At 62.2% G+C, this 12,649-nt stretch carries 15 protein-coding genes; 9 read left to right on the top strand and 6 right to left on the bottom strand.

Features of this window, described 5'->3' with window-relative positions; genetic code table 11:
* Positions 1-468: 468 nt before the first annotated feature.
* Both DBR22_RS06280 and DBR22_RS06285 read left to right on the top strand, forming a co-directional pair.
* Entirely contained in the window at positions 469-705 is a 237-nt protein-coding gene (locus DBR22_RS06280; protein WP_028272859.1) for a hypothetical protein, read from the top strand.
* A gap of 388 nt (positions 706-1,093) precedes the next feature.
* The gene (locus DBR22_RS06285) at positions 1,094-2,749 is read left to right on the top strand and encodes a MarR family transcriptional regulator (RefSeq protein ID WP_258229057.1); all 1,656 of its coding nucleotides are present in this window, start codon (positions 1,094-1,096) and stop codon (positions 2,747-2,749) included.
* A 178-nt stretch (positions 2,750-2,927) separates the two neighbouring features.
* Here the strand turns inward: DBR22_RS06285 and DBR22_RS06290 are convergent, their stop codons facing one another.
* The 4 genes from DBR22_RS06290 to DBR22_RS23725 all read right to left on the bottom strand — a co-directional run bounded on the left by DBR22_RS06290 (position 2,928) and on the right by DBR22_RS23725 (position 7,095).
* Positions 2,928-3,503 (bottom strand): hypothetical protein, encoded by a 576-nt coding sequence (locus DBR22_RS06290; protein ID WP_258229058.1) that lies wholly within the window; start codon positions 3,501-3,503, stop codon positions 2,928-2,930.
* Between the two features lie 158 nt (positions 3,504-3,661).
* Positions 3,662-4,603 (bottom strand): ParA family protein, encoded by a 942-nt coding sequence (locus tag DBR22_RS06295; RefSeq protein WP_108598292.1) that lies wholly within the window; start codon positions 4,601-4,603, stop codon positions 3,662-3,664.
* A 1,596-nt stretch (positions 4,604-6,199) separates the two neighbouring features.
* Positions 6,200-6,928: a helicase associated domain-containing protein gene (locus tag DBR22_RS06300; RefSeq protein WP_108598293.1), complete on the bottom strand. Its 729-nt coding sequence runs from the start codon at positions 6,926-6,928 to the stop codon at positions 6,200-6,202.
* Complete coding sequence (locus DBR22_RS23725; RefSeq protein ID WP_181365053.1) at positions 6,928-7,095, bottom strand: hypothetical protein; 168 nt, start codon at positions 7,093-7,095, stop codon at positions 6,928-6,930. The genes DBR22_RS06300 and DBR22_RS23725 overlap by 1 nt, the downstream gene beginning before the upstream one ends.
* A gap of 141 nt (positions 7,096-7,236) precedes the next feature.
* On the opposite strand from DBR22_RS23725, the gene DBR22_RS06305 reads away from it, so the two are divergent.
* Positions 7,237-7,608 (top strand): STAS/SEC14 domain-containing protein, encoded by a 372-nt coding sequence (locus DBR22_RS06305; RefSeq protein WP_108598294.1) that lies wholly within the window; start codon positions 7,237-7,239, stop codon positions 7,606-7,608.
* A gap of 469 nt (positions 7,609-8,077) precedes the next feature.
* Here DBR22_RS06305 and DBR22_RS06310 read toward each other — a convergent pair whose 3' ends face one another.
* Together DBR22_RS06310 and DBR22_RS06315 are read right to left on the bottom strand one after the other, a co-directional pair.
* Complete coding sequence (locus DBR22_RS06310) at positions 8,078-8,359, bottom strand: winged helix-turn-helix transcriptional regulator (RefSeq protein WP_108598295.1); 282 nt, start codon at positions 8,357-8,359, stop codon at positions 8,078-8,080.
* Entirely contained in the window at positions 8,356-8,760 is a 405-nt protein-coding gene (locus tag DBR22_RS06315; protein ID WP_108598296.1) for a VOC family protein, read from the bottom strand. Before DBR22_RS06315 ends, DBR22_RS06310 begins: the two co-directional genes overlap by 4 nt.
* Positions 8,761-9,031: 271 nt before the next feature.
* Here DBR22_RS06315 and DBR22_RS06320 point away from each other — a divergent pair, with 271 nt between their 5' ends.
* From DBR22_RS06320 to DBR22_RS06345, 6 genes are all read left to right on the top strand, one after another.
* On the top strand, positions 9,032-9,580 hold the full coding sequence (locus DBR22_RS06320) for an alternate-type signal peptide domain-containing protein (RefSeq protein ID WP_108598297.1): 549 nt from the start codon (positions 9,032-9,034) through the stop codon (positions 9,578-9,580).
* 72 nt (positions 9,581-9,652) lie between these two features.
* On the top strand, positions 9,653-10,261 hold the full coding sequence (locus tag DBR22_RS06325) for a SipW-dependent-type signal peptide-containing protein (protein WP_108598298.1): 609 nt from the start codon (positions 9,653-9,655) through the stop codon (positions 10,259-10,261).
* On the top strand, positions 10,251-10,868 hold the full coding sequence (locus DBR22_RS06330; RefSeq protein WP_108598299.1) for a signal peptidase I: 618 nt from the start codon (positions 10,251-10,253) through the stop codon (positions 10,866-10,868). The genes DBR22_RS06325 and DBR22_RS06330 overlap by 11 nt, the downstream gene beginning before the upstream one ends.
* Entirely contained in the window at positions 10,865-11,359 is a 495-nt protein-coding gene (locus DBR22_RS06335; RefSeq protein ID WP_108598300.1) for a hypothetical protein, read from the top strand. The genes DBR22_RS06330 and DBR22_RS06335 overlap by 4 nt, the downstream gene beginning before the upstream one ends.
* Before the next feature lie 65 nt (positions 11,360-11,424).
* Positions 11,425-11,856, top strand: coding sequence for an Hpt domain-containing protein (locus tag DBR22_RS06340; RefSeq protein WP_108598301.1), 432 nt, complete (start codon positions 11,425-11,427; stop codon positions 11,854-11,856).
* Between the two features lie 260 nt (positions 11,857-12,116).
* Positions 12,117-12,428 (top strand): hypothetical protein, encoded by a 312-nt coding sequence (locus DBR22_RS06345; protein ID WP_108598302.1) that lies wholly within the window; start codon positions 12,117-12,119, stop codon positions 12,426-12,428.
* Positions 12,429-12,649 lie beyond the last annotated feature (221 nt).

A 12,649-nucleotide genomic window follows, 5' to 3' on the forward strand; every position in this document is an offset into this window, starting at 1 on the left:
GGGCGGGCGGGCTGAACAGATCTGCCGCCTGCCGCAGCCTGGGCGCAGCACGTTGCTCCCCCAAGCTTCTGCTAGCAGATGGCACCAAGGGTGGCTCCAGCATCAAACCCACCGGGCTGCCCGTCACAGGAGAGGACGAAGTTGGTGTGCTGAACACGTTGAGAGGACTGAAGGGCTTGGGCCGGCACGTAACCGATCGTCAACCTTGGGCCAGACCAGTCATTGGCCCACCCCTAACTGCTGAGCGGTTGCTGTTGGGAAACCAGTCCCCGTACCGAGTCCAAGATCGAGCTCAAAGTCACAAACGCGACACGCTACCGTTTTCTGAAAACAAATCCCCGTGCCGTCAATTGCCCAGTGATAGCTTCAGAGCAGTCGCAATGACAACCCGGTCAGTTTGAGCGGCAGGCAATACAACGATGAAGCTGTAACCGCTCTAGCGGGGACAAAATTCAAAGGACACAGCACATGACGGCAGTAGCAGTAAATCGAGGCGGCGGGCGCCCCAGTAAAGGCCTGCGTAAGTTCATTGGTTTTCGCACACAGGAACACACCGCTGACGGGATCGCCAAGGTGGCCGCCCACAAGGGTCTAACCGTCACTGAATACGTTCTGTCCGTTGTAGAGCCAAAGCTGCAAGAGGATCTGGCCGCACTCGACCAGGATGACTACCAGCAGGAGCTGCCCATCCGCATCGCCTCATAACAAAAAGAAGGCCCGCACTAGGCGGGCCTTCGAAGCTTGAGACTTACCCTCTGGATTGCTTGCCGGCGGATCAGATTGTAAGTCGTGGAGAGCCTGAACAGGCCATCCTTTGTGTTGCTATGAAACCGATCTGGCAGGATCGGCCCTTTTTCGTACCTCAATCCCCGAAAGGATTACCCACATCGTACATCAGCACGTCTCCGTGCTGCCAGCACGCCCCGCTGTTGGCGTGTCAACGCAGCCAGACGACCCTGCAACCGTTTGGGCAGCTCTAGCTCCCTTACTAGCCGGCCAGCCCAGAATGCGCCTGTCTCGTGATGCAGGTAAAACGTACCCGCAGAAGCACGAACGGAACCTGACCGAAGCACTCCCCTCGCTGCCAGCGGCCGTGAAAATTTTCGGTAAGGACGGAACCTGCGCGGCAATCTTTCTCGACTTTGACTCCTCAGTGGCCGGACTCGATTGGGTACAGGCCGACGTCCGAGCGGTCCAGTCCTGGCTGCACTCGGTTGGGGCCCGCTGGATTGAGGACTACTCCCCCAACGGCGGTCGCCACGTCTACATTCCCCTCGCACGGCGGGTCACCTTTTCAGAAGCACGTGACCTCGTCGAGGCGCTGGGCACCCGCTACCGGACCCTGGATAAGACCCCGCACCAGAATCTGCTTCATGGGTGCATGCGAACCCCCGGTTCGCCGCACAAACGCGGCGGGCACCAGGAACTGGCAATGAGCCTGTCGGTGGCCTACGACATCGCCCGCCGTCCCAACAGGGCCGCGGTCTGGGATGCCATGGTCAAGGACCTGTCTGCAGAGATCAAGGCGGTTCGGGCGCTGCGCCAGGAAGGGACCTTTACGCCTACCACCTCGGACGCACCCATAATCGACCAGCCGGTCGGGCGCATGTCCCGCGCGATGCAGGTGCTAGCCCAGACCGGGATGTACGACACCAATCGCTATGCCTCTGACTCCGAGGCCCGCCAGGCTGTCATCCTCAGTGCCGCGGCTGCCGGCTTGAAGCTGCTGGATGTGGAACGTCGGATTCTGCAGGGAACCTGGCCTGGACTTGCCTCTTTCTACGCCCGCTATGCAGCCCGCCACCGCCTCCCGTCACTGCGCCGAGACTGGTCGAACGCCCTCAGCTACCTCAGCAAAAATCAGGCAGAAGGAACCGAGAAAAACAATGTCCGCAGATCCCCCACAAGCCAGCCAATTACACAGGCGCCGGGGGTAAAGGGATCTTCCTCAATTTCAAATCCCGATGCAGAGCATCGGTTCATCCGGACGTGGCGCAGTGCGCTCAGGATCCGGGAGGTGAACTACCAGCAAATCAGGACCGGGATGGGGCGACGAATGGTGCTCAGGGCGCTGGGGGAAGCAGCCCACATGACAGGGTCCCGCTTTGTTGAATTCGGGGTCCGTTCCATTGCGGTGGCTACAGGTCTTGATCACACGACTGTTGGGCTGCATCTGAGGCAGCTGCGTGAGGAGAAGGACCCCCTAATCACCCTCGTTGAAGAAGCCAGGGGAACTAAAGGCGATCTCTACATGCTGACCGTTCCCGAAGAGCTGAGAAGTGTTGCCGAGGATGCTACTTGGCAGAAAGGGAAAATCCACGCGCTGCGGCCTGTTTTCCGGGAACTGGGGCTACCGGCCGCGTTCGTTTACGAAGCGCTGGAGCACTCCCCCGGGATGCCCATCGCCGAGATTGTGCGGGTTGCCAGGCTTTCCAGATCCGCAGTGCACGAAGCCTTGGAGGTCCTCGCTGCATGGAACCTGGCTGTCCGCAGTCCTAGCCGGGCCTGGTCAGTTGTGGCCGGGACATCACTGAAACAGCTGGCCGAACAATTCGGGGTCCTCGAAGCGGTGGCAGCCCAGTTACAGCGCTACCGCAATGACCGGATCATTTGGCGGGAATGGCTCGCCAAAAACGTCAATACGGTCCCGGAGCTGCTCTCCCCCGACGAAGACTATCCCTGGGAAATGTTCGAGGGGCCACCCGATGAATGGTTGCTGTCCGACATGGCCTTCAACAGAACAGGATGAGGGTCAGCGCCAAAGGCGTGTCGGTTGTGACCTATGCCCGGACTATACACGGGTGCCGATGGGCCGGCCGCCGCCTCCACTCCCCCGGTGTAGCTTTCGCACTCTCGTTTTCATGCCATAAGTCATGCCATAAGCACTACTGGAAGACTAGCCATGCTTGTCCCAAAGAGCTCCTGGATTACTCTCCTGCAGGCGATCCCGCGTGAATATGAAGCTTGAGGACGGTCGAGACGAGCGCGCTGCGTGACGGTGCGTCGAACTCGGCGACCTTCTCATCCAGCCAAGCGACCTGAAGCCCGTCGAGGCGCAGCTGGATCTGGATGCCGGCTTCGCCCCGTTTTCGCGGTGCACGGCGGGGCATGCCGGAGCTGGTTAGCGTGGTTTCGGGAGTGAACTCCTTGGCGATCTGATTGTCGTCGACCGCTTCGAAGGCATCAATTAACAGGTCCGCGTACGTGGTCCGTTCCTGGTAGACGGCATCCTTCACTTGCACCAGGAGCGCCGGCGGCAGGTATACCCCGACGTTGCGCAGCGCCCCGGGAACCAGCTCGGAGGCTTTGGTTGCGTTAGCTGTATTCCTGGCACCAGGGCGATGCCGCGTGGTGGCCTTTGGGGCCTTGACGACTGTAGGCGCGGGCTCTTCCTGGGCCGCCTCAAGGGGTGCTTTCTCAACAGGTGCCTGCTCAGCTGGGCGTATATCCGCCTGCCGTTGCTGAATAGGTAGCGGTGCGGGTTCGGGTGCTGCTGGCTGCACCTGGATAAGTTTAGGGGCCGTTGTCTCTACGGACTCTCCGGTTTTGGGTTCCGGTGCAGGAGCGCCCCTCCCCCGCTTCGGAGCCAGCAACCCTTGGAGTGCTGCACCCCGGGCAGGCGCTACAGGTGCGAATGCGCCCGCAAGGTTCTGTCGGCCGCTCATGCTTCGTTCCCGCTTTCGATCTCGTTTAGTCGGGCGAGGATCTCGCCGGTCAGCTGCTCGTACTCTTCAGCGAGTCCCCCGGCATTTCGCGAGAAGAAGCCGTCCGTCGGCTTCTCCCCCGCCCGGAGCGCCTTCAGGCGGTTCTTCTGAGCGTCGGTAACGGCACCTTCAAGTTCGTGGAAGAGCAAGCCCTTTCGGCGGGCGTCGGCGCTTGCGCTCTCGAGGTTCCTGATGCGCGTGGCGAAGACCGGGGCGACGGTGCCGAGCATTTCTTCCAAGGTGTCTCGGACGCTGCGTTCGAGGCGCATGGAGCGCGGTCCTACACCGAACAAGACGATGCCTGCCAACTGCAGGGACGGGTTCCGGTCACGTACGGCCATGAAGCGGCGTGCAATGCGTTCGACACCGTCGATGCTCGCATCATCGGACCGGGTAGGAATGACGACTGCACTGGAGATCGCGAAGGCACCTTCTACGAGGATCCGCTCCCCCGGCGGGGTGTCGATCAGGATCAAGTCGTACTCGTCTGCCAACGGGGCCAATACGGCGTAGAGCATGTCGCCGAAGTCGCCGGCGCCGGAGCGGCTGGAGCGAGACACCATTAGTCCCTGGATGTCTTCAAGGTCTTGGCCGCCCGGGATTACGTCAAGGTTTTCCCGAACATTGCGGAGGATCATCGGCGGCGTACCGGCGATCAGGGCCTGAAAGAATTCCCTCCCTGTCTGCCGCTCATATCCGAGGTCGCGGGCCAGATCGCCCTGCGGGTCAAGGTCGATCAGCAGCACACGCGAGCCGGCCAGCGCCACGTAACCGCCAACGTTGGCTGCAGTGGTCGTCTTACCGACTCCGCCTTTGCCGTTCGCCAGAGATACAACACGGTCAAGGGCCCGTGTTGCTTGGAGTTTCGGGGGTACGGGGGTTTCCAGCGATCGTGCCATCGGCTGACGACTCTCCTACTTGGTGGGGTGCATGTTGTCCTGCTGTCAACGGTATGTGGGCTCCTTTAGGAATGTTGGCAGTGACACGCGTAAGAGTAGTAACAGTTCGTAGGGCAGCGTCATACACGGTGCGCCACATCATAGACATGGCGGGACGTTATGTCCGTCTCCCTACCTGATCTCTGGTGGGGAAACGCATTGGAGCTTAAGTTGGGCTCCACACTGTGGTTCACGCCGTTGCAATTGTAGGCACTTACATTGTCTGACCCATGATCGCTCCTGTTTCCTTCCACGCCCATGGACCTGCTTGTCGTGACCCCTGACGTCAGACGTGTCGAGTGGTTGCGTCACCTATTGACAGTGCAGCGTGATTATAAGCCTCGTGTCGGGCGGGTCTAATGGCGGCTTTTCCAAGTCTTGTTTCAGTTGGCCGTCCAACATGAAATATGGCATGTCTTATGGCATGAAGGATTGTTGATCCCGAAATGGACGGCATAACCTCTAGCGGAATAAGGACGACGGCTGGCCGCCTAGGTGACCTGCAACCAATGTTAATCGAGCGCCTGCGCAGGGGCGCGCAGGTATCGCCCGGGGAAATTAACACACCTGGGCTATTAAGCGAGCCGGGATTTCGGCTGGCGCCAGAGGGAGAGGGCGGGGGAGACCCCGTAGCAGGAGGCACGGCCTGCCGGTCGGGCCATGCATCAGCTCTTCTGGTGTGGCAGCTGGGAACAACTTTGTTCAGTTGACGTCCTCCAACAACCTCGTCAACGTCCTGCAGATGATGGAGCATCTTGTTCTGTGCTGGTCGACTGGTCCTCGAGCTACTCGCACCAGGGTCGGAGAAGAACCTGTGACAGCCGCAGCGTTCAACGCGGCATGCTGCCGTTCCTGACAACGGTGCTGACCTTGCCTTATCCAATACTCCCCAAAGCAACTTCAATGGCTCATCAAAGGCCCACTCTCCCTTTGTTGAGAATGGATCAGTTGAGACACATTGTTGAGACGACGCACGGTTCGCTGGAACCGCTGGAAGGCAGGGCTTAGAAAATAGTTGACGATGAACCCGGCCGGTCTTGATAAAGGATCCTTTGATGAGATGCCAGTAAGTGGGTTCCGCATCGCCGACTACCGACCATGAAGGCGGCAGCAGGCATCGAGAGCGTCGTGTGGTGCCCGGGCCGGGTATAGTGCTCCTACACATGGTTGGGCAGACAGCCAGTCCGGCACTTAAGAAGAGGCTCCGCCATGACGCCTGCCGAAACGGCCCCGCGCTGACTACGTCACCCTCGGCGTGACCTCCTCGGGCAGAGTGCCTGAGTCCTTTCGCCACTGTCCATTCGTCCCTGGACGCAACCCGTTTGGCTGGGGCAAGCAGTTGGCGCGCACCTCCAGACACATGACCCCACCACTGCCAGCGGACTTCTTCGCATTGTCGCCGCCGACTACTCCCGCCGGCAGGGCGGATCCGCCCGGCACCGGGGTTAAGCTCACCTGCCGCGTCGATAGGCGGTGACAGGTGCTGGTGGCTCAAGCAGTCGGGCCACCCGCCGTGGCCGGTTCTACCCATTGGGGGACCGGCCCACGGACTGGGCGTCAGCAGTAGGGCTGAGCCTGCAGCCAGGGGATTTCGTCGTTGGCCGAACCAGGGCCCGGGTACCAGGTGCCGCTCTTCCGGCTGGTGGTTCCACGTCCCCATCGTCCTTGCTGCCAGCCGGGAATCACGTCGTTGAGTTGCTTTTCTTTGGCGGCGGTGAGCTTGCCGGCCCGGCGGTCGATGCGCTGGGTGTGCAGCCACACGCCCAGGGTCCGTTCGGCCTGGTCATCGGTCTTATTGTGCCGGGGCCAGTCGTGGCCGGCGGCCAGGTAAGCGGCGACCTCTGCCAGCCGCTGCTTCCACCGGGCCGCGTCGGTGTCCCGCTTCGTGGGGTAGTCCCGCCAGCCGGGAATCACGGCCAAGGCCTCGGCATAGACGGGCGAGAGGATCCCTTCAGCTGCCTGTTTCCGACACCGGGTCAGCCATCCAGCCATTGTCGACTCCTGGGAAGAACGTCCACTGACCGGAAGCCGGCCTTCGGCCGCGTAGAGCGCCAGGATGTCGGCCAGGTTCCGCCGCCCCGCATCGGTCACCCGTGGCGGTGGTGGTGGCAGGGCTTCCTTGTGGTCCTCGCGCAGGCCCGGTGCCTGCTTCGCCGCAATGGCCAGGTGATAGCGCACCACGGTGGCTGCGACGCTGGCGATGGCAGCGATCTTCGGCGCCGGAATGCCCTGCCGGTACATCAGGACCCACTCCGGGTTCGGTGCCGGCCGCTTCGTCTGCACCATCAATTCAGTGGGGTATCCCCGGTGCGCGAAGCCCGCCTCAGTTCGGCAATACGCAACCGGAGGAAAATAATGGCCAGAACCAGGGCATAAACCGCCAGGACGGCGACGGCGATCGTGAAGACCCTGTACAAGATGCCGAGAATGCCAACGGCCGGTGTCAAAGTCATCGTTACCCCCAATAGCTTTGCCCCTAGGCTACGTGAGCTGGCTGGCGTATCGACATTCCCAAGGCGGGCGGTGCTCCTGTGCCGGACGCCTATGGGCTACCGTCAGGTTCTGTGAGTGGAGCTCTCAGGACAAGGAACGGCATGAACAAGGTGGATATCAAGGGCAAAGGCACGATGGAGTTGTCCGGGGGAGTCCTTCGCCTGCGTTGGAGCCGAGGGGCGTACGTCGGCATCGATGTGGCCAACACTGCCCTCGAAGCCATTGCCTCGCTGGGCCAGGGCGCCAGGTTGCCGATGCTGGTCGAAATTCAGGGAGTGACCCACTCTGCGGCCGCCCGAAAAGTCTTTCCCGCCCCGTCGAGCATCTCGCGGATGGCGATTCTGGGTTCGTCTCCGGTTGACCGGGTGGTCGCCATGTTCCGCCTGCCCCTATTGCCGACCGGGTTCCCGATCAAATACTTCACCTCTCGGGACCAGGCAGAGGCGTGGCTGCTTGAGGGCTTCGGCGGGTAACCAGCAGGGCAGTCCTGGCCCGGGACCTGGCATGTTCCTTCACTCGCCCCGGGGAATGGGCACCTGCTCGGGCGTGCCCAGGGATGAGATACGCGTCGGAATAACACGATCTGTGGTAGACGATCAACCCGGTCAGCACCAGCGAGGCGACTCACTGCAGTGCTGCTCAAGCCAAAAAGGTGGGCAAGACTCCATAACTACCCCCAAAGTTGTTGCCCTGAAGCTATGCCAGATAGCAACAAATGAGCAGACGCATGGGAAGGCGGGCCCCGTTCCCCGGCGCGCGCCCTTCACTCTTCCATTCCCCAAAGCAGATCCCCTTCGGGGGCGCAAACAAAAGCACCCGTAGGAATGTGTGCGCAAGACCTTAGGAATCTGTTGCAGAAGCGCCACCAATACGCGATCGCCAACGGTTCAGGCGGCAGAGCCAAGCCAATTCGCCGGAGCGTCTCGGGACTCCGCGCCACGGCTACGCCTCTTCGCTGCCCCAGCGTCCCAGCGCGATGATCGCCTCGCGCAAGGCAAGCCCGCGATCGGTCAGCGCATAGGCCCGCGTGTTGTGCCGGAGGGGCAAACGGGACAGTACCCCGGCCGTTTCGAGCTCGCGCAGGCGCGTCGCGAGAATGTTCGTCGGGACGCCGAGATCGCGCTGCAGATCGCCGTAGCGCTGCGGCCCGTCAAGCAGCCGCTCCACGATGAGCAAGGCCCACCGCGCTCCAACGATATCGAGGGCCGCGGAGAGGTCGCTCACTCGCTCGGATCGGCGTCCGGTTTCATCCAAAACGGCGAGTAGTGGTAGCCGTCGGGGTCATCGAACTGGCGCTGGTACATGAAGGGGTAGTCGTCGATATCACCGATCCGCCCGCCGGCGGCACCGGCGCGTTCGACGAGCTCATCGACCGCCTGACGGCTGCCGAGGTCGAACGAGACCGTGACCTTCGAGGGCGTATCGGGTCCGCCGACTAGCTCCTCGGAGCCGCCGACGCTCGCGTACATCTCGCGGCTGCCGAGCATGACGTACTGCTCGGGCGCGATCGCGAAGCATGACACGTTGTGATCGGACATTTCCGTATTCAGGGTCCAGCCCAGGGCGGTGTAGAAGGCGGTCGCGCGCTCAACGCTCTCGACCGGGCAGGTGATGAAGAGGCTCATGCGGCTCATACTTGCAAAATGCAAGTGATACGTCAAGAGGTGGCGACTTGCAGGCTTGCAGGAGCATGTTCAGAGGTTCCCGGTCGAGCGCCAACCAGCATGTGCTTGGGGCCGGAGAGGGCCCAGCATGTGGATATAGGTGCTGGTCAGATGCGGTTTAACTTTCAAATAACTTGCGGATTCTTTGATCGTTTACCCCGTTGGTTCCTGAGTTTGGCCCTGCATTGTTGTTCCCAGCAAGACAAACTTCCAAACTCTGAGGGGACACATCATGAAGAACAGCACTTTGATCAAGGGAACCGCAGCGATTGCCGTCGGGGCAGCACTGTTGTTGGGCGGTGGGGGCACCCTGGCCGCCTGGAACGCAGAAGCTGCCGCCACCCCGGGCACCATCGTTTCCGGGGACCTGAACGTCACTGCCGCTGCCGGTGTTTGGACCGACCGCGCCGGCACCGTTATTGACATCAACACCTACAAGGTGGTTCCCGGTGACAAGCTGACCTACACCCAGGCCCTGACGGTGAAGCTGACCGGTGACAAGATGGCCGCGGATATCACTCTCACGGGCGCGGACTCTGCCAACAACTTCACCGCCGATAACGTCGCCATTTCCCCGCTGCAGCTCAAGAAGGGCGACAACACCGTGGCCACCCGCCTGGCTCCTGTCACCGGCAGCCCCACCCAGACCGTGACGGCATCCACCACGTTCGAATTCAAGAGCACTACCGCCACCCGCTCGGACGTGAACACCAGTTACAACCTGGGCAACGTGAAGTACACGCTCCAGCAGGTCGTGGCAGGCCAGACCGGCCTGTCCTAATCCGGCGCCGGCGGGCGGCACTGGGGGACTGCCCGCCGGCATCGACACAGAACCAGGACCAGGAGGACACCGATGCGCATCAGGCGCTCACTGAAAGCCGCGGCACTGATCGCCGCGGCAGTGGTCCTGGGCCTCCTGACAGTCCAGGGAACCTACGCCTTGTGGAGCGCATCCGCGTCCGCCGCGCCGGGAACCGTCCAGTCGGCGTCCTTCACGATGGGCATGAGCGCGGTCCCTTCCGGCCAGACGAGTACCATGACCCTGGCCGACGGGACCCCTGCGAAACTGGCCATCACCCCGGCCACGACACTGCTGCCGGGCAGCTCCGTCTACGGGGGTGTGGCAGTGACCAACAACACCAACGCTGGCGGGACCTTCAACACCACCGTCACCGCCGCCAGGGGGACCGTCACCAGCACCGGTGACGGAAGCCTGGCAGGCAACGTCACCATCAACGCCAAGATCGGCGCCGTCGCGGCGGACTGCAACACCGCCACCGGCTACACGACCTTGACCAGTGCCGGTCTGACTTCACCGGCGGTACCCAAAACCGCTTCCACGGTCTTCTGTTTCCAGGTCACCTTGAACCCCAACGCCCCGGCGTCAGTGAAAGGACAAGCAGTGAACATCCCGCTCACGCTCACCGCCCGTCAGCTGTGCGGGGTGCCCGGTGGCTGCTGACCTCACCGCTCCCGCCCCTGGCATCCGTGCGCGGCAGGACACCGCCGAAGCCGCCCGCACCAACTCCGGCGTCTGGACCGCCCTGGCACGCATCGCCAGCACGTCCATAATACTCATCGCCTTGTTCGCCGCGGCGATCCTGATCGTGGTCCCGGCAGCCACCGGCTCCAAGACCTACACGGTGCTCACCAACTCCATGGCACCCAAATTCCCGCCGGGCACGTTCATGGTCATGAAGCCGGTGGCATTTGAGAATATCCAGCACGGAGATGTGATCACCTTCCAGTTGCACTCGGGCCGGCCGGAGGTGGAGACGCACCGGGTCGTAGGTTTCAGCGCCACCCAACAAGGTGAAAAGACACTCCTGACCCGCGGTGACAACAACGGAGCCAACGACCCCGACCCCGTCCGCGCAATCCAGGTCCAAGGCGAAATGTTCTACGCGGTCCCGTACGTCGGCTTTGTGGCCAACGCCCTGGGCAACTCGGACCGGAACACCTGGACCATCATCGCCGCCGTGGCCCTGATCGGGTACGGCACCATCACCGTCTACAAGTCCGTCCGCAAGGGACGCGCCGGCAACCGCACCGCGGAGGCGCAGGCGTGACCGGGTTCCGCAGGCTGCCAGGTGCTGCCATGGCCGTGGGGGCTTTCGTCCTCACCGTAATGCTGGGTCTCGGCGGCCCGGCAGCATCAGCCCTGTGGCAGCAAAGCGCAGACGCGACGATGACAGTGACCGCGTCGGCAACCTGGCCTGGCCCGCCATTCTCGGCCTTCACCTGCGCCAACGACAACCCGCAGAAAATCGCCACGATCAGCGCCACCGGCGCCGCCCGGCCGGTTTCGGTGACCTACGCGGCGCTCCAGCCCACCGGAACCTACGGCCCCTCCTACACAGAATCCGTGAGCCTGGGAACCACCAGCACTGTGACCCTGAAAATCTCCTCCCAAATCATCGTCGCCAACCGGTCAACAGCCCAGCTCACCATCCGGGTCACTGCCACCTACAGCGACCAGACCCACACGACCGGCACCGCGGTCATCGGCCTGGACCAGTCCAACAACGACAAAGTCACATGCATTTCAGCCACGGCCTAGCAACCCCGGGCCCCTGCCCGGCCAGCAGGACCACCACCGACAGGGAAACAGGGAATCCGCCCACCATGTCCTATGATTTTCCCGGTTCATCGACGCCTGTCCTGGATGGTTCCGTGCTCGGTTCGCTTCGTGATGAACTCGAAGGCGACGAGAGGATGTGGCACGAATTCATCCGCGACTACCTGAGGCTGCTGCCGTCCAGGGTTGAGCGGCTGCGCCAGTCCCTGACCGCTGGTGACGTTGACGGTGCGATGGACGCACTGCTCAGTCTTCGTACCTCAAGCCAGATGGCCGGCGCCGGGCGTCTGGCCGGTCTTGTCCGGCAACTCGGCCACTGCATGCAGGACCACGCGGATACAGCCAAACCCCTTGATGTGCTTCCCCCGCTTGCCGCAGCCTACCTCCCGCAGATCAGGCAGTGCGCCCAGCTGACCACGCTGGAGCTCACGGCATACCTGCAGCGTGGGCAAACTGAAAACGCCAAGCCGCTCATCTAAACGACAGACGCGCGTGGTCGGGTGGTGCCTGGATCATCCGGTGTCACAGCGGGCCACGGTGACTGGATGGCCGTCCCCGTGCAAGGGATCAGTACGGGCGGCACAGGTGTGGGTGGTTGGCCCCCCGTTCTTGAGCCATTCTTTGGCGGATTTCGCTTTGGTCTTTTAGCTTGATGCCTCATCCTGACCTTGGTGTATCCGCGCTGTGCAGAGCAAAGTGTGCAGCCGTTTCGAGATGGGATAAGTGGAAGGGGCGTGTCGTGAGGTTTGAAGTCGCGGACCGTGGGGAAGGGCCCTCCTGGTGGCTCTACAACAACGACGAACTGCTGGCCTGGCCGGACCGGTATTTTGTGTCGCTGGCTTTCGCCGGGCGCGAGGCTGCGATCTTCAAGTCAACCGCCGGCGGCGTGACATTCGAAATCTTCCAGTGTCCTGGCGGTTGGCGGTGGAGGGCCGTACAGCCGGTCGATTACTACATGGCCTATTCCTCACGGGTTTTCGTCCGGCCCGCCGAGGCCCGCAGGGCCGGTCGAGAGGTAAGACACAAGGTGCGGCATGCCAAAGGTCTCTAACCCGAGGTCATGGCTCGGGAAGGCCGCGGAGTTGGGAGTAGTCGGATTTGTGCCTGTTGCGGGCCCCCCGGGACCTGGTCAGCGATGAAGGGCGCTTACCGCTACGTAGCAAAGGTTCAGAAAAACGGCGTGTATTTGAGACCCCCCGCCCCGCGCTCCTTCGTTCACCAAAAACTCTTATGTGTCTGCCTCAGGGCAGCTGATGTTGGTAGTCCCAACGA

It is taken from the genome of Arthrobacter sp. HMWF013 (assembly GCF_003061105.1).
Taxonomy (GTDB): domain Bacteria; phylum Actinomycetota; class Actinomycetes; order Actinomycetales; family Micrococcaceae; genus Arthrobacter.